Origin of the sequence: Terrabacter sp. 2RAF25 (assembly GCF_052115265.1) — a bacterium.
Taxonomy (GTDB): domain Bacteria; phylum Actinomycetota; class Actinomycetes; order Actinomycetales; family Dermatophilaceae; genus Terrabacter.
In genome coordinates this window covers 1,005,471-1,025,422 of the sequence record NZ_JBFRGJ010000002.1, presented here as the reverse complement: position 1 = coordinate 1,025,422, position 19,952 = coordinate 1,005,471, and the positions used below count along the sequence as shown (strand labels likewise).

18 protein-coding genes are annotated in these 19,952 nt (G+C 71.0%); 6 read left to right on the top strand and 12 right to left on the bottom strand.

Annotated features, from left to right (window positions below):
• Positions 1–4 precede the first annotated feature (4 nt).
• From AB4091_RS08010 to AB4091_RS07990, 5 genes are all read right to left on the bottom strand, one after another.
• On the bottom strand, positions 5–934 hold the full coding sequence (locus tag AB4091_RS08010; protein ID WP_442291203.1) for a carbohydrate ABC transporter permease: 930 nt from the start codon (positions 932–934) through the stop codon (positions 5–7).
• A gap of 2 nt (positions 935–936) precedes the next feature.
• A complete protein-coding gene (locus AB4091_RS08005) occupies positions 937–1,944 on the bottom strand; it encodes a carbohydrate ABC transporter permease (protein ID WP_442291202.1) in 1,008 nt (335 codons plus the stop codon).
• A 4-nt stretch (positions 1,945–1,948) separates the two neighbouring features.
• Positions 1,949–3,235, bottom strand: coding sequence for a sugar ABC transporter substrate-binding protein (locus tag AB4091_RS08000; RefSeq protein ID WP_442291201.1), 1,287 nt, complete (start codon positions 3,233–3,235; stop codon positions 1,949–1,951).
• A 134-nt stretch (positions 3,236–3,369) separates the two neighbouring features.
• Positions 3,370–4,494 (bottom strand): LacI family DNA-binding transcriptional regulator, encoded by a 1,125-nt coding sequence (locus tag AB4091_RS07995; RefSeq protein WP_442291200.1) that lies wholly within the window; start codon positions 4,492–4,494, stop codon positions 3,370–3,372.
• A 256-nt stretch (positions 4,495–4,750) separates the two neighbouring features.
• Positions 4,751–5,089 (bottom strand): VOC family protein, encoded by a 339-nt coding sequence (locus AB4091_RS07990; RefSeq protein WP_442291199.1) that lies wholly within the window; start codon positions 5,087–5,089, stop codon positions 4,751–4,753.
• A gap of 108 nt (positions 5,090–5,197) precedes the next feature.
• Between AB4091_RS07990 and AB4091_RS07985 the strand changes: the two genes are divergently transcribed.
• Together AB4091_RS07985 and AB4091_RS07980 are read left to right on the top strand one after the other, a co-directional pair.
• Positions 5,198–6,133 (top strand): sigma-70 family RNA polymerase sigma factor, encoded by a 936-nt coding sequence (locus AB4091_RS07985; RefSeq protein ID WP_442291198.1) that lies wholly within the window; start codon positions 5,198–5,200, stop codon positions 6,131–6,133.
• Between the two features lie 89 nt (positions 6,134–6,222).
• Positions 6,223–7,257: a patatin-like phospholipase family protein gene (locus AB4091_RS07980; protein ID WP_442291197.1), complete on the top strand. Its 1,035-nt coding sequence runs from the start codon at positions 6,223–6,225 to the stop codon at positions 7,255–7,257.
• 37 nt (positions 7,258–7,294) lie between these two features.
• Here AB4091_RS07980 and AB4091_RS07975 read toward each other — a convergent pair whose 3' ends face one another.
• The gene (locus AB4091_RS07975) at positions 7,295–8,056 is read right to left on the bottom strand and encodes a glycoside hydrolase family 16 protein (protein ID WP_442291196.1); all 762 of its coding nucleotides are present in this window, start codon (positions 8,054–8,056) and stop codon (positions 7,295–7,297) included.
• A 102-nt stretch (positions 8,057–8,158) separates the two neighbouring features.
• On the opposite strand from AB4091_RS07975, the gene AB4091_RS07970 reads away from it, so the two are divergent.
• Positions 8,159–9,199: a Y-family DNA polymerase gene (locus tag AB4091_RS07970; protein WP_442291195.1), complete on the top strand. Its 1,041-nt coding sequence runs from the start codon at positions 8,159–8,161 to the stop codon at positions 9,197–9,199.
• Between the two features lie 45 nt (positions 9,200–9,244).
• Complete coding sequence (locus tag AB4091_RS07965) at positions 9,245–10,111, top strand: arylamine N-acetyltransferase family protein (RefSeq protein ID WP_442291194.1); 867 nt, start codon at positions 9,245–9,247, stop codon at positions 10,109–10,111.
• 9 nt (positions 10,112–10,120) lie between these two features.
• Here the strand turns inward: AB4091_RS07965 and AB4091_RS07960 are convergent, their stop codons facing one another.
• Together AB4091_RS07960 and AB4091_RS07955 are read right to left on the bottom strand one after the other, a co-directional pair.
• A complete protein-coding gene (locus AB4091_RS07960) occupies positions 10,121–10,531 on the bottom strand; it encodes a VOC family protein (RefSeq protein WP_442291193.1) in 411 nt (136 codons plus the stop codon).
• 350 nt (positions 10,532–10,881) lie between these two features.
• Positions 10,882–12,390 (bottom strand): DUF222 domain-containing protein, encoded by a 1,509-nt coding sequence (locus AB4091_RS07955; RefSeq protein ID WP_442291192.1) that lies wholly within the window; start codon positions 12,388–12,390, stop codon positions 10,882–10,884.
• A 50-nt stretch (positions 12,391–12,440) separates the two neighbouring features.
• Here AB4091_RS07955 and AB4091_RS07950 point away from each other — a divergent pair, with 50 nt between their 5' ends.
• On the top strand, positions 12,441–13,400 hold the full coding sequence (locus tag AB4091_RS07950) for an IS1595 family transposase (protein WP_442291191.1): 960 nt from the start codon (positions 12,441–12,443) through the stop codon (positions 13,398–13,400).
• A gap of 59 nt (positions 13,401–13,459) precedes the next feature.
• On the opposite strand, the gene AB4091_RS07945 is transcribed toward AB4091_RS07950, so the two are convergent.
• Positions 13,460–14,884 carry an esterase/lipase family protein gene (locus tag AB4091_RS07945; RefSeq protein WP_442291190.1) on the bottom strand — a complete coding sequence of 475 codons (1,425 nt, stop codon included), beginning with the start codon at positions 14,882–14,884 and terminating at the stop codon, positions 13,460–13,462.
• A gap of 175 nt (positions 14,885–15,059) precedes the next feature.
• Here AB4091_RS07945 and AB4091_RS07940 point away from each other — a divergent pair, with 175 nt between their 5' ends.
• Positions 15,060–15,692: a hemerythrin domain-containing protein gene (locus AB4091_RS07940; protein WP_442291189.1), complete on the top strand. Its 633-nt coding sequence runs from the start codon at positions 15,060–15,062 to the stop codon at positions 15,690–15,692.
• Between the two features lie 182 nt (positions 15,693–15,874).
• Here the strand turns inward: AB4091_RS07940 and AB4091_RS07935 are convergent, their stop codons facing one another.
• The 3 genes from AB4091_RS07935 to AB4091_RS07925 form a co-directional block, all read right to left on the bottom strand.
• Positions 15,875–17,059 carry a benzoate/H(+) symporter BenE family transporter gene (locus tag AB4091_RS07935; RefSeq protein ID WP_442291188.1) on the bottom strand — a complete coding sequence of 395 codons (1,185 nt, stop codon included), beginning with the start codon at positions 17,057–17,059 and terminating at the stop codon, positions 15,875–15,877.
• Positions 17,060–17,150: 91 nt separating this feature from the next.
• On the bottom strand, positions 17,151–17,951 hold the full coding sequence (locus AB4091_RS07930; protein WP_442291187.1) for an inositol monophosphatase family protein: 801 nt from the start codon (positions 17,949–17,951) through the stop codon (positions 17,151–17,153).
• Positions 17,952–17,960: 9 nt separating this feature from the next.
• Positions 17,961–19,583, bottom strand: a complete 1,623-nt coding sequence (locus tag AB4091_RS07925) for a hypothetical protein (protein WP_442291186.1) — start codon at positions 19,581–19,583, stop codon at positions 17,961–17,963.
• Positions 19,584–19,952: the final 369 nt, after the last annotated feature.

Here is a 19,952-nt window from a genome sequence, read left to right as displayed (position 1 = left end):
GGGGTCACTTGAGACCGGTCGTGGCGATGCCCTCGATGAAGCGCTTCTGGAAGATGAGGAAGACCACGAGGATCGGGACGATGACGACCGTCGCTCCGGCGAGGAGCAGGCCGTAGTTCGTGCTGTTCTGGCCGGTGGAGTAGAGCGCGAGGGCCACGGGGAGGGTGTAGCGCTCCTCGGACTGAGCCACGACGAGCGGCCACAGGAAGTTGTTCCAGCTGCCGAGGAAGGTCAGGATGCCGAGCGTCGCCAGGGCCGGTCCGCAGAGCGGCAGGATGATCTTCCAGAAGATCTTCAGCTCACCCGCACCGTCGACGCGGCCGGCATCGAGCAGGTCCTTGGGCAGCCCGAGGATGAACTGGCGCATGAGGAACACGCCGAAGGGGCTGACCAGGAACGGCAGGAAGAGGCCGGGCAGCGAGTCGATGAGCCCGGCGTTCGCGACGAGCACGAAGAGGGGCACGAACGTGACGACGCCGGGGATCATGAGCGTGGTCATGACGGCCGTGAAGATGAACTTCTTGCCCTTGAAGTCGAGCATCGCCAGCGCATAACCGAGCATCGAGCAGAAGACGAGGTTGCCGGCGGTCACGACGACCGCGACGACGATCGAGTTGGTGAAGAACTGCCCGAAGTTCAGCTTGTCGAACAGCTGCGTGTAGTTGTCGAGCGAGGCGCTCTCGGGCAGCCAGGTCGGGGGCACCTGCCGGAGCTCACCCTCGCCCTTGAAGCTGCCGAGCACCATCCAGACGAACGGTGCGACGACGGCGAGCAGGGCGACGGTCAGGACCAGGTAGAGCCACCAGCGCCCGCCCTGGCTCGAGCCGACCATGCCGGAGCGGGGCTTGCCCGCGCGGCCCCCGGAGCGAGCCGGACCGGGCTGACCGGGCTGACCGGGCTTGCCGACAGGACGTGGTGCGGTGTCGACGGACATGGTCAGGTCCTCTCTCGGAGCAGCCGGAACTGCAGCGCGGTGACGATGGCGATGACGACGAAGATGAGGTAGCTCATGGCCGACGCCAGGCCGTAGTTGCCGAAGCCGAACTGCTGGTACGTGTAGTAGGACACCGTCATGGTGCTGTTGAGCGGGCCGCCCTTGGTCATCACGAAGGGCTCCTCGAAGACCTGCAGGTAGCCGATCGAGGTGGTGACCATGACGAAGAGCAGGGTCGGGCGCAGCAGCGGCAGGGTGACGTGTCGGAAGCGCTGCCAGGCGTTGGCGCCGTCGATGGCGGCAGCCTCGTGCAGCTCGGCAGGCACGGCCTGCAGGCCGGCGAGGAAGATGATCATCGCGGTTCCGAAGTTGCGCCACGCGGCCATCATGATGAGCGCGGGCATCGACCAGTTCGGGTCGCCGAGCCAGTTGGGACCGCTGATGCCGACCCAGCCGAGGACGGTGTTGATGAGGCCGCCCGGCTCCTGCAGGAGGAAGCGCCAGACGACGGCGACCGCGACGATCGAGGTGATGACCGGCATGTAGAAGCCGAGCCGGAAGATCGCGCGGAACCGCGTGATCCCCTTGTCGAGCGCGAGGGCAGCAGTGAGGGCGAGGACGAGCGTCAGGGGCACACCGACGAGCACGAAGTACGCGGTGTTGGCGGCGGCTTTGCGGAAGATCGGGTCGGACAGCGCCTTGGTGAAGTTGTCGAGTCCGATGATGTTGACCGAGAAGGGCTTTCGCAGGTCGCGCGCCTTCGTGTCGGTGATGCTCATGAAGAGCGACTGGGCCACCGGCCACGCCGTGAAGGCGAGGAAGAGCAGGCAGAAGGGGATCGCGAGGATCCACGCCGCCCGGCCCTCCCGGCCCCGGGCCGTTCCCCGGCGCCGGGAGCCTCCGTCGCCCACCCCCCGGGGCGACCTGTCGTCAGGTCGCCCCGGGGCTGCGGCCGGAGCTGGCGTCACGGGTCCGGTGGGGGACCCGGTCGTGCCGGTCTGGGCGGTCATGCGATCACATGCCCGTGCCGATGGAGTCGGCCTGCTGCTGCGCGGACTTCAGGCCGGTCGCCGGGTCCTCACCGCTCTTGGTGACCTTCTCCATCTCGGTGTCGAGCGCCTTGACGGCCTGCTCCCACGTCGCGAACGACGGCGGGGCCTTGGCGGTCTCGAGCTGCTTGCCGAAGACGGCGAGCTTCTTGTCGGACGCGAGGGCCGGGTCCTGCCAGGCGCTCTTGACCGACGGGAGGTCGGTCGAGAGGGTGTACCACTTCGACTGGACCTTGGGGTCGGCGAGCCAGTTGACGAACTTCCAGGACGTGTCGCGGTTCTTCGTGTTCTTGAAGACGACGAAGTTCGAGCCGCCGACGAACGACGAGGAACCTGCCGAGCCGGCCGGGATCGGGGCCACGTTGTACTTGTCCTTGAAGCCGGGGCCACCGACCTTCTCTACCGACGACATCATCCACGGACCGGAGATGAACATCGGGACCGTGCCCTTGGCGAAGTCCGGCTCGGTCGTGGGGGTCGCCGGGGCGGCCTTGTCGGAGATGCCGTCGGTGAAGAACGACTGGTAGTACTGCGCCGCCTTGAGGATCTGCGGGCTGTCGAAGTTGTACGCCTTGCCGCCGTCCTTGGTCAGGTCGGCGCCGTCGGACCAGGCGAACGGCATGAGGGTCTGCCAGGACCCCTCGCCGCCGGCCTGCAGTCCGATGCCCCACTTGGCGCCGGCCTTGGTCTGCATGGCCTTGGCCATGTCCTTGAGGCCCTGCCAGTCGGTGGGGGCGGCGTCGAAGCCGGCCTTCTTGGCGAGGTCGGTGCGGTAGAAGAGCACGCGGGTCTCGACGTACCAGGGGATGCCGTAGGAGGTGCCGTTCACCTCGGTGGTCTTCTGGGCGCCCTCGAAGAAGGAGGACTTGTCGATCTGCGCCGGCGTGGGGTCGAGCGCGTCGCTCGCGGCGAACTCACCCATCCACGTGGTGCCGACCATCGCGACGTCCGGCGTCTTGCCGGCGGCGATCGCGGCCGTGAACTTGTCGTGGGCGGCGCTCCAGGGGATCGCCGTCACCTTGACCTTGACGCCGGGGTTGGCCGTCTCGAAGTCCTTGGTGAGCTTCGGGAGGTTGTCACCCTCGGCGCCCATGGCCCAGACGGTGATCTCGCCGGTGGCCTTGCCGGAGCTGACGGCGGCACCTGTCTGCGCAGCGCCGGAGCCGCCGTTCGCGCCGTCGCGACCGCAGGCGGTCACGGTGAGGGCGGCGGCCGTCATGCACGCGACCGTGATGGCTGTGGTGCGTCTCATCGGTGTCTCACTTCCTTGTGTGCTCTTCGAGACGAGCGGGGGTTTCAGGGGGGTGGAGGTCGTGGTACGAGGGGTGTTCGGGGGTGGGTGGAGGGCGGGGTGCGCCCGGTGGGCCGGGCGGTGGGCGTATGCCGTCAGGTCGCGCGGGTGGGTGGGGTCGCACGAGGCTGGGCCGCACAGCCGCAGGAGCCTCGGATGATCACCTGGGTCGGGAGGACGCGCGGCGCGGCGAGCAGCTCGGCCCCGTGGACCCGTTGGTGAAGACGTTCGGCCGCGAGCTCCCCGAGCTCGCGGACGGGTTGGCGCACGGTGGTCATACCCGGGCGCACGTAGCGGGACGTCATGACGTCGTCCCAGCCGACCACCGCGATGTCGCCGGGCACGTCGCGGCCGGCGTCCTGCAGGTGGCTCATGATCGACAGGGCGAGCTCGTCGTTGGCGCACACGAGCGCGTCGGCGGTGATGTCGCCGGAGAGGATGCGCTCGGCGACGGCCTCGCCCTCACCCTCGCGGAAGGGGACGCGTACGGGCTCGGCGGGCTCGAGGCCTGCGGCCCGGAGGGCTGCGACGAAGCCGGCGTGGCGGTCGTGGATGTCAGGGGCGCCGTCGGGGTCACCGACGAAGACGAGGCTGCGGCGGCCGTGGCCGAGCACGTGCTCGGTGAGCTTCTGGGCGCTGTGGGCGTTCTCGGCGCCAACGCTCTCGATGCCCTCCTGGGGCGAGCCGGCGATGATGACGACGGGCTTCTTGCCGTGCAGGGCCTTGGCGACGGCCGGCGGCATGGCGGCCGAACCGAGCACCGCGATGGCGTCGACGTGGGTCGCCAGCTGGCGCACCGCGCGGGCGATGTCGGCCTTGCCGTCGGTGAGCAGGAGCGTGACGCTCTGGCCGAGCTCGGCGGCGCGGGACTCGAAACCCATGAGCAGCTCGGAGTAGTAGGGACCCGTGAGCTCGGGTAGTACGAGGCCGTGCGCCTCGTGGTGCCGGACGGCGAGACTGCGGGCGGCGCCGAGCGGCACGTAGTCGAGCTCGTCGACGGCGTCGAGCACCTTCTGCGTCGTCTTGGCCGACACGGTGCCCGCCCCTTGGAGCACGCGCGAGACGGTGGCGATGGACACCCCGGCCCGCTCGGCGACCGAGTAGATCGTGGCTCCCGGGTGGTGCGCCGCGCTGGGCGCTGATGGGGCGGATGGGGCGGAGTGGCCGGAGACGGCGGGCGTGGAGGTCGCGTCCGGGTTCTGCTTGCGTGCCGTTGCCACTGGTCCCACCTCTCGCATCTCATCGTTGAGCCGTTCGCGCCCTGTAAGCGCTTACATCTGCCTTTCCATACTGCACAGGTCCGCGGGCCGGCGCAAGGCCCACGAACCGCATCGACACCGGGCGCGGGATCGGAAGAGAGCCGGGCGGCATACGCAAGCGGCGTGAATTTGCTTGTGGCACAGGCTGTTTCAGAACATCAGAGCGCCCGGCTCGCCGCGACACGCGCGGGAACCGGACGCCCGGAAAGTGGACGAATCAGTCCTGCATGAGGCCGATCATGTTGCCGTCGGCGTCGGCCAGCGAGGCCGTTCGGCGGCCACCGCCGACATCGGTGGGCTGCTGCGTCACCGTCGCTCCGGCATCGACGAGGGCGGTGATCCTCGCCTCGAGGTCGTCGACCGACCAGAACGGCGTGGCGCCCTTGATGCCCTTGCGGTGGCCGTTGGGGTCGAGGGCGAGCTCCTGGCCGTCGACGTTGTAGCCGACGTAGTAGGGCTGGTCGGTGTGCGGCTCGACCCCGAGGAGGGCGGTGAAGACCCGCTTGGCGGCGTCGAGGTCGGCAACGGGGTAGATGAGGGTGTTCACGGCGGACATGGGTCTCTCCTTGCTCCTGTTTTCCTGGGTTGCACAAGCGTGGTGTCACATCGGGTGACTCCGGCTCGTCAGTGCTATGACGGACCACGAGACGAGGATGTGACAGGGATGGACGACGAGAACCTCACGCGAGAGCAGTGGCTGGCCCGCGACTTCGAGCAGCACCGGCCGCGGCTGCGCGCCGTGGCCCAGCGGGTGCTCGGGTCGTCGGCCGACGCCGACGACGCCGTGCAGGAGGCCTGGCTGCGCCTGCGCCGCAGCGACACGAGCGATGTCGCGAACCTCGGCGGCTGGCTCACCACCGTCGTCGGCCGGATCAGCCTCGACATGCTGCGGTCGCGCGCCTCCCGCCGCGAGGACAGCTGGGATGCAGGCCTCGTCGAGCTGACCGAGAGCGAACGAGCCGCTCACCCCAACGCGCGCACCCCCGACCCGGCGTACGAGGCCGAGCTCGCCGACAGCGTCGGCGTCGCGCTGCTCGTCGTGCTCGACACGCTCGGTCCCGCCGAGCGTCTCGCCTTCGTGCTGCACGACCTCTTCGGTATGCCGTTCGAGCAGATCGCCGACATCATCGACCGCTCCCCCGCCGCCACCCGCCAGCTCGCGAGCCGGGCCCGTCGCCGGGTGCGCGCCGCCGATGCCGAGGCGGAGGCCGAGAACGCCGGCGCGGGCGGCGGTGCCGAGGGCCAGCGGCAGCGCGCCGTCGTCAGCGCCTTCCTGCACGCTGCCCGCGGCGGCGACCTCGCCACCCTGCTCGAGCTGCTCGACCCCGACGTCGTGCTCACGTCCGATGCCGCCTCCGCCGCGATGGGCTCGCCCGACCGGCTCATCGGGCCCGAGGCCGTGGCGGGTCGGTTCAACGGCGGGGCCCAGTCCGCGCGGCTCGCGGCCTTCGACGGCGGCATCGGTCTGGTATGGGCGCTGCGCGGCAAGCCGAAGGTGGCCTTCCGGTTCACCGTCACCGACGGACTCGTCACCGCCATCGACATGCTCGGCGACGAGGCCTGGCTCGAGTCGCTGGAGATCTACTACCTGCGCGACTGAGCTCGAGCGACTGGTGGACGACTGGCGCGGACGGCTGGCCTGGACGACTGCGTGGATGACGGACGAGGGCCCGCCGTAGGGTCGGTGTCGTGGCAGACCGTATGCGTGCAGCAGTCGTCCTCGGGTCGGGCGGCGCCCGCGGCTACGCCCACATCGGCGCCCTGGAGGTTCTGGGCGAGCGCGGTTTCGACGTCGTCTCGATCGCGGGCACGTCGATGGGCGCGCTCGTGGGAGGCGTGGCGGCGGCGGGCAAGCTCGAGGCGTACACCGAGTGGGCGCGAAGCCTCACCCAGCGCGAGGTGTGGCGGCTGCTCGACCTGACCCTCACGTCCGGCGGAGGGGCGATCCGGGCCGAGCGCATCATCGCCAAGGTCGGCGAGATCCTCGACGGGGCGACCATCGAGAAGCTGCCGATCCCCTACACGGCGGTCGCGACCGACATCAACGCGCGGCGCGAGGTGTGGTTCCAGCGCGGACCGGTCGAGCACGCGATCCGGGCCTCGATCGCCATCCCGGGCGTCATCACCCCGGCTGTGATCAACGGACGGGTGCTCGTCGACGGTGGCCTCATCAACCCGATCCCCATCGAGCCGACCGCAGCGGCCTCGGTGGACGTGACCATCGCGGTGTCGCTGTCGGGCATGCGGTCGGTCGCCGGGGCAGCGCCCGTCAAGGAGTCGTCCGCGCCGGCGCCGCGCGAGGAGTGGACGAGCCGTCTGCGGCGCAGCGCGGCGGAGGTGCTCGAGTCGGAGCGGTTCCGGGGGATCACGAGCCGGCTCGGCGGGCACGCTCGGGACTCGGACGGCGCCGTGGGCCCGGCCGACGGCGCAGGGGGTCCGTCCGACAGGGCCACCCTCGCCGACGCGACGCTCGTCGTGCCGCAGACCCCCAGCGAGGCGTTCGTGCTCGGCCAGGCCGACGTCGGGCTCGTCGACCTGCTCAACATGTCCTTCGACACCATGAGCGCGCTCATCTCCCGCTACCGGATGGCGAGCAACCCGCCCGACGTGCTCGTCACCGTGCCATCCAACGCCGTGAGCACTCTCGACTTCCACCGCGCCGCCGAGATGATCGAGCTCGGCCGCCAGCTGACGACCGAAGCCCTCGACCACGCCGGTTACTGAGGGCCGACCGGAGGGCGAACCCCCCCGCCCCCGAGGACTACGCGTAGCCGCGCACCCAGTCGACGACGAGCTCCGGCACGAGGTCGGCGTCGTCACCCAGTGACTTCTCGGGGAAGTCGAAGGTCGCGAGCATGAGCTGCAGCGGGTAGCCGGGCGGTCGCGGGCATGACCGCACGAGAGTGCCGTCGACGTGGAAGTCTGCGCGGTCGCGGTCCCACCGGACGGCATACGTGTGCCAGTCGGCGAGGTCGTTCGGCAGGCGCGGGGCCTCGAAGTCCTCGCTCACCGCCGGGTCGCGGAACGGGTGCAGGCCCATGCCGACGGCGGTCGAGACGCCCGGCTCGACCGCGTCGCCGAACATCTCGGTCACGCAGATCTCCGCCGACTCCTCGGGCGTCCTTTCGAAGCCGACCATCCACAGCGCGACCATCGAGCGGGGCGAGACGACGGCTCGGGCACGCAGCTCGACCCAGCCGCCGTCGGGCAGCCAGCCCCGGTGCTCGGGCTGCTCCTCCCGGACGGTCTGGCCGTCGCGGAACGGCTGCTGGCCCAGGGTGCTGCCGACCGGGCCCGACCAGCTGCCGGACTGGATGCCCGAGACGCGGATCGGCGGCAGGTGGTCACCCTCGCACCAGACCGGGTGGTCGACGGGGACCCGCAGGTGCAGGCACGAGTCGCGCACGTCGTAGGCGGCCCTGGTCTCGGCGCGCGAGCTCCAGGCAGGCAGGTAGTGCGGCACCCACGTCGCGAGGTCGAGGTCGGCCGTCGAAGTGGTCCTCGAAGTGAAGCACGCGGTCATCGGCCATGCCGACATCCTCGCGCGAACGGCCGGCGAGCCCCAAGGCTTCTCGCCGTCCAGATGCACGTCTGCACTGTCGGCGGCAGCCGCGAGAGTGGAGGGGTGATCCTCCACGCCGACGCCGATGCGTTCTTCGCGTCCGTCGAGCAGCGCGACGACCCGCGGCTGCGCGGCCGACCGATGGTCGTCGCGCACGAGGTCGTCGCGTGCCCGTCCTACGAGGCACGCGCGCTCGGCATCCACGCCGGTATGCCGCTGCGCCAGGTCCGGCGACGCTGGCCCGACGTGCTCGTCACCGACTACCGTTCCGAGGCCTATGAGGAGGCCTCGGCCCTGCTCTTCGACCTCTTCCGCCGGTTCACGCCACTCGTCGAGCCCGGATCAATGGAGGAGGCCTTCCTCGACGTCACCGGCCGCGACCGTGGTGACGTGAGCGGCATGGCCCACGCGTTGCGAGCCGCCGCACGAGCCGAGGTCGGCCTCCCTGTGTCGGTGGGCGCGGGCCGCACGAAGCTCATGGCCAAACTCGCGAGCAGGCGCGCCAAGCCTGACGGCGTGGTCGTCGTCGACGCCGAGCTCGAGGCCCGGGTGCGCCCGCGGCTGCGGCTCGACGACCTGTGGGGCGTGGGGCCGACGACCTACGAGAAGCTCCACGCCGCAGGGCTCTTCGTCGTCTCAGACCTGCACGGGCTCTCGGAGGACGACCTCAAGGGGATCGTCACCACCGCCATGGCGCGCCGCCTCGTGGCGATCGCCCGCGGCACCGACGACGCGACGATCCGGCTGCCGGGCCCGCGACGATCGGTGAGCGCCAGCCGGTCGCTGCCGTCCACGCGTACGCGTTCGAAGGTCGTCGCGGTGCTCGACGAGTGCGTCGGTCGCGCGGTCGCACGGGTGGCCGGCCTCGACGACCCGCCTCGCCGGCCCGGTCGCCTCGAGGTTCTCGTCCGCTACGACGACGGCACGCAGGTGCTCGAGCGCGGGCCGCTCGAGGTGCCGACCCTGGACGCCGACACCCTGCGCGGCGCGGCCGCCGAGCTGCTCGACCGCACGGGCTACGAGTGGGACGGGCGCGGAGTGACGATGGTCGGGGTGACCCTGCCGCTCCCTGCCCCTGCCATCACCGCCGACGCCGGCCCTTGACCTCAAGGGGGCTCGAGGTCGCAGCATGTGGAGGTGACCGCACCCATGACAACGGAAGCCCTCACCGCCGAGGAGGCCGCGGCATACCTACGCCGCCTCGGCGTGCCGGCACCTGAGGCTCCGACCCTTGCCGCGCTGGCGTCGTTGCACCGGGCCCACCTGCTGACGGTTCCGTTCGAGAACCTCGACATCGGGCTCGGGCGCCCGATCCGCCTCGACCGAACCTCGCTCGTGACCAAGATCGTCGACCAGCGCCGTGGCGGCTACTGCTACGAGCTCAACGGGATCTTCGCCCTGCTGCTTCGCCGGCTGGGGTATGCCGTCGACCTCGTCTCGGCGCGCGTGGCGAGGGCCGACGGCGGCCTCACCGACGAGTACGACCATCTGGCCCTCGTGGTCTCCTCACCCGACCTCTCGTCACCGAACCTCCCCTCGCCTGACCTCTCCTCACCTGACCTCTCCTCACCTGACCTCCCCTCACCTGACCGCTCCGAGACGATGCTGGCCGACGTCGGATTCGGCGAGGGCTTCGTCGAGCCACTCCCCTTGGTCGATGGCTTCGAGCGGCGCGAACGCGGCCTGTCCGTCGGTCTGGCGCGGCGCGGTGAGCTCTGGGTCTCGCGCGAGCGCCGGGACGGCGAGGACTGGCGCGGCCGGTTCGTCTTCACGACGACGCCACATCCGCTCGATGACTTCGCCGAGCGGAACGAGTGGCAGCAGAGCTCGCCCGACAGCCACTTCACCCGCGCGCGCCTCGCGTCGATACTCACCCCCACGGGACGGGTCACGCTCAGCAGCAACCGGCTCATCACGAGCACGCACGGCCGCCGCGACGAGATCGAGCTGGAAGACGAGGCCGCGGTGCTGGCCGCGCTCGCCCGTCACTTCGGGATCGTGCTTCCCGGTGCCTGAGTGGAGGGGTCAGTCCCAGGCGCCCTGGGTCGGACGGCACAGGCAGAACGGGTGCCCTGCAGGGTCGGCGTAGACGCGGAAGCCGCGGTCGGGCTTGGGCCGAGGCGGCTCCACGGGGTCGAGCGCCACCCCACCGAGCTCGAGCACCCGCTCGTGGGCGGCGGCGATGTCGATGACGACGAAGTCGAGGTGCGCCTGCTGGTGCCCGCGCGGCCAGTCGGGTGACTCGTGGTTGGGGGCGAGCTGGGTGGCGATGCGCGGACCGTCCCAGAGCACGTTGAACCAGTCGCCGTCGGGGTCGGCCTCAACTCGGCCGCCGAGCAGGTCGGCGTAGAACTGGGCGACGCCGGCCGCGTCGGCGCAGTCGAGGGCCACGCAGTCCCAACCGATCTTCGAGGCGGTGTTGTCAGAAGTGGTCATGCCCTCCACTGAACCAGCGCGCAGTGACAGTGGCTTCGCCCCCTTGGAGGCAGACCCCGCGCTGGGCTGGCAGACCTGTCCCACGGGCGGCGACCCGCGGCCGCGCTGGCAGACCTGTCCCACGAGTGGCAACCCGCGGCCGCGCTGGCAGACCTGTCCCACGAGTGGCAACCCGCGGCCGGGCTGGCAGACCTGTCCCACGGGCGGCAACCCGCGGCCGGGCTGGCAGACCTGTTCCCAGGGTGGCAACCCGCGGCGGGACTGGCATACCTGCGTCGAGGGCTCGCCGTCGAGGAGGCGTCCACGCCTCGCTCCGGTCCCCTTCGCCCCGCCCTTCCGTCGAAGACGGGTCAGCATCGTCGATGCTCTTCGGGGACGTGCCAGATGGCCTGGTCGGGCAGGACCGTCGCGGTCAGCCCGAGCTGGTGGACGATCGTGTGGTGGCGCCCGCACAACAGCGCCCCGTTGCACAGGTCGGTCGCGCCGCCGTGCAGCCAGTGCACGACGTGATGGGCCTCGCACCACTGAGGCGGCACGGTGCAACCTGGATAGCTGCACCCGTGATCACGCTGTGCCAGCGCCAGTCGCTGTGCAGGAGTGAAGTAGCGGTCGGTGCGGCCGATGTCGAGGACCTGGGACGGCCCGCCAAGAACCGTGGGGAGGATCTCCGCCTCGCACGCGACCCGCCGCACCGTCGACGCCGACAGCACCTCGTCGTTGTCGGCCAACCCGGCACCGCGGAGTCGGTCGAGTAGCGCGTCGAGCGACATCGTCACCACCAGCTTCGTGCGCGGCGTCCGTGTCACGCCCTGCGGCGCCGCGACCGCTCGCTGGATCAGCTCGAGCGCAGCGTCTGCACGACGGGTTGCGGGAGATCTCGGGTCGACCGACCGCCGCGCGTCAGCATCGGCCCCCGCACCGACATCCGCATCGGAACGAGCACCAGCACCGGCACCGGGACCGGGACCGGCACCCGCACCGGCCCGGGCACCGGCACCATTCTCGGAGCCGGGCGGCCGCGAGGGCCATCCGGTCCAGTCGAGATCAGGCCGTGGCCGGGCAAGCGCGTCGACCGCTGCGTCGAGGATCGCGGACCCCTCTGGGTCGAGACGCCAGAGGTACTCCGTCATCCCGGCGCACCGACCGACCTTGGTGAGCGACCGGGCCGCGCGCAGGCGCTGCGCCTCGTCATCGACCTGCTCCGGCGGACGCAGGCTCGCCCGACCATGGGCAGCCAGGCGACGCAGCTCTCGCACTCCGAGCTGGGGAGCGGCCTCGACCATGGCGTCGACGACCTGCTCGACCTGGACCGGGTCGGCGAAAGTGATGACGTCGCCACGGAACCGCACGATGACGGCTGCCTGGTCGACCGACACCGAACCGTCTCGAACGCGACCGACCAGACCTGTCCATCGCGGGTCGTTCATTGCCGCACCGACCGCGGTCAGCGCGGCCGACGCCCCGTCCGCCAGGCCCGGCGCGTGCCCCGCAATCCAGTCGTTGCGGGACAGACCCGCCGCCTCCGGAAGCCCTCGCGAGCTCACCTCCGCAGCCAGCACCGCGGACAGGCTGTGGGCCATCTCGCGGACCGCCTGCGCCTGCTCGATCGCGTCACCCAGGCCGGCCTCGGGCATCGTCCAGACCGGCGTGTTGCGCGCGATGAGGCGCAGCTCGGCGGCCATCGCCGAGAGCCGGGCCGCGAGCCCGGGCAGGTCACGCAGGGCCGCCAGCTCCAGGACGTCCGCCGCCGCCGGCGGCACCGAGTCGGATGCCGGACCAGGAACACCCACCGCCCCAGTGGCGACGCCGCAGGCCGCAGCATCTCCTGCGCGTCGCTCGAGCACGGCCACCGTCGTCATGGTTCGATCATATGTTCTGCATATCTGCTTGGGTGAAGTAGCATCTGTGGATGACCGCGAATCCGGTTCGGGGCGTGGATTATCCGGCGACGTACCAGCAGCTGCTCGAGTGGTTCCCGGACAACCAGTCGTGCCTGGAGTACCTAGCGGCGTTGCGGTGGCCGGACGGGTTCGTGTGCCCGAGGTGCGAGGCGCGGGAGTTCTGGCGCACCGGGGCCGGGTTGTGGATGTGTCGGTCATGTAGCCGGCGCACGTCGGTGACGGCCGGGACGATCTTCGACCGGACCCGGACGCCGCTGTCGACCTGGTTCGCCGCGATCTGGTTCCTGACCTCGCAGAAGAACGGCATGTCGGCGCTCGGGCTGCAACGGGTGCTCGGGTTCGGCTCCTATGAGACCGCGTGGGCGTGGATGCACAAGCTGCGCCGCGCGATGGTCCGTCCCGAGCGGGACAAGCTGTCCGGGATCGTGGAACTCGACGAGACCATGATCGGCGGTGTCAGCGCCGGCAAGTTCGGCAACTCCAGCGACAAGGTCGCGGTCATGATCGCCATAGAACACAACGAAACCCGGCGCCTGGGCCGGGTCCGGCTCGCCGTCGCCGACCGGCCCGCCACCGCCCAGCTGGTCGACTTCGCCACCACCGTGATCGAGCCCGGCTCCACCATCCGCACCGACGGCGCGCGCACCCTGCGCCGGCTCGCCGACCTCGGCTACACTCACGAGTTCACCCTGGGCTACTCCGCCCCGGACAAGGCCAGCGTCCTGCCGGGCGTGCACCTGGTCGCCTCGCTGCTCAAGCGCTGGCTCATCGGCACCCTGCACTTCCGCGTCGAGGAGCAGCACCTGCCGTACTACCTCGACGAGTACACGTTCCGGTTCAACCGCCGCAACGCCAAGTCACGCGGCCTGCTCTTCTATCGGCTGCTCGAGCAGGCCGTCGACACTGACCCCCACCCGCTCAAGGATCTGCTCAAGCCATCAGAAACCGGCATACCGGACTTCACCTAAGCAGATATGCAGATCATATGTTCGACCGCCGACAGACCGCCCCGCTCGTCCACACCCTCTCAGCGCGGCGGCTGAGGCCAGACGAGGGTGGTGGACGTGACGGGTCGCACCGTCGAGCCCTCCTCGGCACCCTCGACCACGACCGTGTGCGTGCCGGCCGGCAGATCTGTGAACGTCGCGATGCCGTGGCCCTTGCGCACGGTCGGCTCGACCCTGCCCAGCACCTTTCCCTTGGCGCTGCGCACCGAGACGGCCACCGCCTTGCGTGGTGGCTCGTCACCACCCACCTCCGACTCGAGGTCGAAGCCGACCTTCAGCGCCTGCCCTGTCGTGATGAGGTCGGGCACGGTCGCCCGCACCGACGTGTCCCTGAGCTCGTCGCGCCTCCGCACCGGCTGCGCCGTGAGGATCTCCTGGATCTGGTCGAGGACGAACTGGTTGCACTGGAGGTTGGTGTGCTGCTCGGGCACCCGCACGGCGAGGTTGGTGTCGAGCGACTCCCCCAGACCGACCGCGCCGGTGAGCGACACGGTGCCGTCCCCGTAGTCGTTCTCGCTGCCGAACGTCTGCGACGTGAACGCGTTGCCGTCGCGCAACGTCACCGTCGTCTGGCTGGGCTGCCGCACCCCCACGACCATGTGCGTCATCGTGCGGCTGGCGGCCCGCGCCGTCTCGGCCACCTGCAGGTCGGTGTGGAAGGCCATCGCGTCGGCGACCATCGCGGTGCTGACGTTCGGCACGGAGACCTCCGTCGTCTTCGCCCACCCGTCCCCGTCGGCGATGCACGCGTACTCCGGCAGCAGCTGGAAGAGCGACGGCATGCTCCGTGAGAACGCCGTCAGGTCGAGCGAAAGCGGTCCGATCCCCTTCTTCACGCCGTTGACGAGCTGTTCCAGGGCGTCGGTCGCGCCTCGCCACGGCGTGCCCAGGGTGATCAGCTTGCGCGTGACCTCCGCACCCCCGCACTTCTCGATGTACCAGCGGGCGACCAGACCACCCATGGAATGGCAGATGAAGACGACCTTCGCGTCGGCGTACGCCCCGCCCTGCGCGCGCAGCCTCTCGAGGGCAGGCTCGACGACCGACTTCAACCGCACCCCGTTGTAGCGGTTCGACAGACGCCAGTCGTACGCGTAGGCGATGAGGGAGGGCGCCCGGCCGGCACCGTCGCGTGAGTAACCTTGCGCCTCAAGCGCTTTGACGAGAACGTCGTATCCACGGATCGGCGTCCAGATGCCCGGCAGCACGTGCACGTCGGGCATGAGGGCGACCGGCTCGACGCCGTCACCGGGGTGCGCGTCGCCGATGCCTTCGGGCAGCACCTTCCCGAGGATCGAGGTGCCACCGGTCAGCAGCTTCCACACTGCCCCGGCGCTCGGCGCCCAGATGAGGTTCGCACTCGCGGGCGAGCCGTCGTCTCCCCTGACTCCGAGGGTGCTGCCCGTGATGCCCGGCAGCACCACCACGAGGTCGTTGCTCGTCATGCGACCCACCATCCGTCCGTTCCGGTGACCTGTCGGTGAACTCTCCCGACAAACGGTGGCACCGACCGCCGGCGGTGATACGCGAAACGGGCAGTCCGATCACGCCCAGCGGGTATGAAGTGAGCGCAGCAGCAGAGTGGATCCGGCATGCCCCGGACGACAGAGAGGCCACCCCGTGGACATCACCGACGTCATCCTCCGCCAGCACGACGAGCAGCGTCGCATGTTCGCGATGCTCGAGGAGTGGCCTCGCGACGACCACGAGGGCCTGGCGGCCGTCTGGAAGCGACTCGAGATCCTGCTCGAGGTGCACGCCGAGGCCGAGGAGAAGTACTTCTACCCCGAGCTGCTCCGGCTCGGCACGGGAGGCGCCGACGCCGAGTCCGTCGACGAGGAGGTGGAGGACGCCGTCAAGGACCACAACGAGATCCGCCAGGCCGTGCGGAAGGTCGGGCGCTGCCGCACCGGCTCCGATGCGTGGTGGCGAGCGGTCGTCGACGCGAACGTGCACAACAGCGACCACATGGGCGAGGAGGAGCGACAGGACCTCGCCGACTTCCGGCAGCAGGCGACGCTCGAGCTGCGGCACGAGATCGCGGTGCAGTTCGTCCGCCACGAGGCGCTGCGCTGGTCCGACGGCATCACGCCGAAGGACAAGGACCCGAAGGCGTACGTCAGTGGCGCGAAGTCGTCGAAGGCGTCGGCCACCGCCAAGAAGGCTGCCCGCGAGGCGAAGAAGGCCGCGACCACCGGCCGCGCACGGGCCGCCCGCTCGAAGAAGTCGTCGGCCGAAGCCGCGGAGGAGTGACCCCACACCGACTGTCTTCGCACGTCACCCAGTCCTGCCGACCCGCCACATCGAGTGCTCACTTTCCGACACTTGGGTTCACGCAAGTGAGCACTCGACCGGGTTCCGTGCGTCGGGAACTGCGCACTCGACGGGGGCGGTGCGTCGGGAACTGAGCACTCGACGTGGAGGTGGGGCGAGGGTCAGGTTCGGAAGTGGCGGCGCCTGCGCTCGACGCGGAGGGCGGCCAGGACGACGATGCCGGCGACCAGGCCCCAGAAGGCGGCGCCGACCCCGGCGACGGTCACTCCGGACGCCGCGACGACGAGCGTCACCGCGCCGGCCTCGCGCGTAGGGGCGTCGGCAAGCGCCGCGGCGGCTGATGCCGCGAAGGTGCCGAGCAGCGCGAGTCCCGCGATGGTCTCTATGAGGCCCTCGGGTGCGGATCGTGCTGCGGCCGTGACGAGTCCGGCCAACGGACCGAACGCAAGGTAGGTGAACCCGCACGCGACACCGGCGACCCAGCGTCGGCTCCTGTCCGGGTGTGCCTCGGGTCCGGCAGCCAGCGCGGCCGAGATCGCGGCGAGGTTGATGGCGTGCGCTCCGCCGACGGCGCCGACCGCTGTCGCGCCACCGGTGTAGAGCAGCGGCGCGCGCATGCCGGGCCGGAAGCCGAACGACGCGAGGACCGCCATGCCCGGGATGTTCTGGCTCGTCATCGTCACGACGAAGAGGGGCAGTGCGATGGCGACGAGAGCCGTGGCGTCGAACGTCGGTGCGACCGGGACGACTGCGGGGACCGCTGTCGTCAGGTCGAGCCGGCCGAACACTCCCTGGACGCCCATGACCACGATCGCTGCGACGAGGGCCCCGATGACCGCCCAGCGCCGGGCGAACGCCACGAGCACCAGCCACGTGACCATGACGGGTGCGATCGCAGCGGGCGAGGCGACGACCGCGCGCAACGGCGCGACGCAGAGGGTCAGCAGCACCCCGGCGAGCATCGCGCTCGCCAGCCCGGTCGGGATCGCCTCGACGAGACGCTCGAGCGGCCGCACCAGGCCGCACATGGCGATGAGCACGCCGCACACGACGAAAGCGCCGACCGCAGTGGGGAACCCGCCCGCTGGCACCGTGGCTGCCGCAAGCAGAGCTGCGCCCGGCGTCGACCACGCCATCGTGATCGGCATGCGCAGCCGCCACGAGAAGAGCACGCAGCCGAGGCCCATCGTCACGCAGAGGACCAGCAGTCCCGAGGCCGCCTGCTCGGCGCTCGCACCCACTGCCTGCAGACCGGTCAGCACGACCGCGAACGAGCTCGTGAAGCCGACCAGTCCGCAGACGACGCCGGCCAGCACGACGTGGGCCGTCGATCCCGTCGACCCCATCGACCCCATCGACCCGTTCGAACTCCGCGTGGCAGCCGAGCCGCTCGCACCCACGGAGCCGCTCGACGCTGCGGGAGACGTCACCGCCGGCTCAGTGGAGGTGGTCGCTCGACGCGAGCGCACGGCATACGTCCTCGAAGGCCGTAGGGCTCCCGGCGGCCACGAGTCCCGGGGGCGTGAGGTCGCGAGGCGAGTACGCCTGTCCTGCAGTGGTGCCCAGCATCCCGCCGGCCTCGGAGAGCAGCAGCGATCCGGGCACGTGGTCCCAGGGCGACGCCTTCGCATAGACGATGTAGTCGGCCTCGCCCTCGACGAGCTTGGGGTAGTCGATGCCGCACGACACCCACGTCAGCGTCATCGGCTCGAGGCCGTCCAGCGCCCTGCCGATCCACTTGCGACGGGACGTGCGCCCACGCAGGCCACCCTCGGGGGGCGTCGGCACCGTGAGGCGCCGCGACCCGTCGGCGTCGTGCCGCCAGGTTCCGGCACCGCGCTCGGCGACGAACGCGAGCTCGTGCTGCGGCTGCCAGATCCAGGCCCGCACGGCCTCACCGCGCACCGTCTCGCTGACCATGACCGCGTGGTCCTTCGAGCCGTGGACGAAGTTCTTCGTGCCGTCGACGGGGTCGACGGTGAAGGCGTGCTCGGCGGCGGCATACCGGTGGATCAGGTCTTGGTCGCCGGCGAACGTCTCCTCGCCGAGGATGGTCGCATCGGGGTAGGCCGCGGTCAGGGCGGCGTTGATGAGCACCTCGGCCTCGCGGTCGGCGTCGGTGACGAGGTCGCCGGGGCGCTTCTCGTGGACCTCGCCCGCGGCGAGCGCCCGGAACCGGGGGTTGATGACCTCGTCGGCCACGTCCTTCAGGAGGCTCAGCACCTCGTCCGTCTGCACGACCCCAACCTAGCGACCCGAGGCCGGGTCACCGACGAGCAGCCCATCGGCGGCGAGGGGGCGCAGGTGGTCGGGAACGGCGAGCCACCAGCCGAGCACCCCGCGGGCGATCTCGGCCATCGTCAGCGGGTCGTCCCCCGGCACGGGCAGGGCGTCCTGCAGCGCCGTGAGCAGGTCGTGCCGACCCCGCATCCCGAGCACGTAGACCAGGCCCCGGAGCAGCTCGGTGTCGTCGGAGCCGACCTGGGCGCTGCCCGTGGCGATCACCTCCGCGGCGCGCCGCGCGAACGACGTCTCGCGCTCGTCGCGCCTACGGGTGGCCGGCTCGACGGTGTTGCCCACGACGTATGCCGCCTGCATCGCCACCGAGCAGGGCGTGGTCGGCGACAGCGCCACCCGCTCGAACATGTCGAGGTCCTCGGGCTGGCCGACCCACGTCAGCACGCTCACCGACTCGTGCGCCGCCACGAGGTCACCCCGGTCCACCGCAGCGCTGAACGCGGCCGCGTGCACCCGCCCGATGATGCGGCTCTGCGGTGACAGCATGAGGATGGCGAGGGCGTTGTCGCGATCCTCCTCGTTCGTCTGGCCGAGCGCGGTCTGCAGCAGGCCGGCGAGCACCGGCTCGCCGGCGGCGGCGCGGCCCTCCCCCGCCTCGAGCACGGCCCGGATGCGCTTCTGCGCCTCGCGCACCGCCTGCGCCGACATGGCACGACCGTCGCGGATGATCGACGCCGCCGCCCGACGGTCCTCGGCGGTGAGCACGTTCGCGAGGCGCTGGCTCGCCGGGCCCAGGGCGCGCACGAGGTTCGCGGCGCCCCGGTGGACGAGGTAGGAGTGATCGGGGTCGCGCAGGTGCTGCACCGCGAGGCGCACCGCCTCGCGGCGCAGGTCCACGTCGAGCCGCGTGCCACGCACCAGGGTGGTCATCACGCTGAGGCAGCCCCGCAGCGCGCTCGAGCTCGTCGGGTCGCGCAGCTGGTCGAGCATGACCGACAGAGCCTGCGGGTCTCGCGTGTACTGCAGCAGGATGAGGGTGTCGTTGTAGAACTGCGCGTCGGGCCGCGCGACCGCCTCTGCCGCAAGGCGAGCCACCACCCCACCGCTGCGCGGATGCCCCGCCAGGCGCGCGAGCGCCTCGGTGCGCTGGGCGTACTCGAGGTAGAGGCAGAGACCGACCTCCTCGAGGAGACGGCGGAAGAGCGCCTCCCAGTCGGCCGAGCGGACCATCGCGTGCGGCATACGGCCGAGGTGGTCGGAGAGCCGGTCCCAGTCGAGGCCGGTCATGCGGTCGTCACCGAGCGCGCGCTCGAGCAGCTCGAGGGTGCCTCCGACATCGGGGTCGCCGCGTGGCGGGAGGGCCGCCGCCGGCCGGATCGGGTCGTGCGAACGGGCGAAGAGGTCGATCGCCGAGAGCAGCTGACCCTCGGGCAGCTCGAGCACCGACTCGTAGCGACGCACGAGGGCACGGGTCACGTCGACGCCGCCGCCCTCCCATCGGCCCACCTGCGCCCGGTGCACCGGGGTGGCACGCCCGGCGCCCTGCGCGAACCCGGCCGCGCTGCGCAGCGCGGGGTCGTTCGCGTGCAGCCGGGCGTTGCGCAGCACCCACCGGATCTCGTCGGTCAGCACGTTGCCCACTTACCCGGGGCCGGAGCGACCAACGCCCAGACCTGAGCCACGACCAGAGCCCCGACCGTTGCGTCGGGCAGTTTTCCACGCAACGTCGCCCACCTGCGCCACGAGCCCTTCGTAAGGTGGCCCTCGAGCCGGATGCTCCGGGACGGGAGTCGCGATCTGGGGGGGACTCCCGTCCCACCGGCGGCAGAGCCGTCGCGTGGGGCAGGGCCGTCGCAGCGGGCATCGCCGTCGGGGACCTCGATCCGAGCCGGCCGAGCCAGCCGAGCCCTCAGCACCGTGCGGGCCCACGTCGCCCCTGTATGCCGTCCCACCACGACCCCCTCGCGCATCCCGGAGCCCCCGCTCCGACCCCTTGAACCC

Excerpts from the sequence above, each read along its gene's own strand:
- AB4091_RS08010 (WP_442291203.1), bottom strand. The coding sequence starts at position 934 with ATGTCCGTCGACACCGCACCACGTCCTGTCGGCAAGCCCGGTCAGCCC.
- AB4091_RS08005 (WP_442291202.1), bottom strand. The coding sequence starts at position 1,944 with ATGACCGCCCAGACCGGCACGACCGGGTCCCCCACCGGACCCGTGACG.
- AB4091_RS08000 (WP_442291201.1), bottom strand. The coding sequence starts at position 3,235 with ATGAGACGCACCACAGCCATCACGGTCGCGTGCATGACGGCCGCCGCC.
- AB4091_RS07990 (WP_442291199.1), bottom strand. The coding sequence starts at position 5,089 with ATGTCCGCCGTGAACACCCTCATCTACCCCGTTGCCGACCTCGACGCC.
- AB4091_RS07985 (WP_442291198.1), top strand. The coding sequence starts at position 5,198 with ATGGACGACGAGAACCTCACGCGAGAGCAGTGGCTGGCCCGCGACTTC.
- AB4091_RS07975 (WP_442291196.1), bottom strand. The coding sequence starts at position 8,056 with ATGACCGCGTGCTTCACTTCGAGGACCACTTCGACGGCCGACCTCGAC.
- AB4091_RS07965 (WP_442291194.1), top strand. The coding sequence starts at position 9,245 with ATGACAACGGAAGCCCTCACCGCCGAGGAGGCCGCGGCATACCTACGC.
- AB4091_RS07960 (WP_442291193.1), bottom strand. The coding sequence starts at position 10,531 with ATGACCACTTCTGACAACACCGCCTCGAAGATCGGTTGGGACTGCGTG.
- AB4091_RS07955 (WP_442291192.1), bottom strand. The coding sequence starts at position 12,390 with ATGACGACGGTGGCCGTGCTCGAGCGACGCGCAGGAGATGCTGCGGCC.
- AB4091_RS07950 (WP_442291191.1), top strand. The coding sequence starts at position 12,441 with ATGACCGCGAATCCGGTTCGGGGCGTGGATTATCCGGCGACGTACCAG.
- AB4091_RS07945 (WP_442291190.1), bottom strand. The coding sequence starts at position 14,884 with ATGACGAGCAACGACCTCGTGGTGGTGCTGCCGGGCATCACGGGCAGC.
- AB4091_RS07935 (WP_442291188.1), bottom strand. The coding sequence starts at position 17,059 with ATGGGGTCGACGGGATCGACGGCCCACGTCGTGCTGGCCGGCGTCGTC.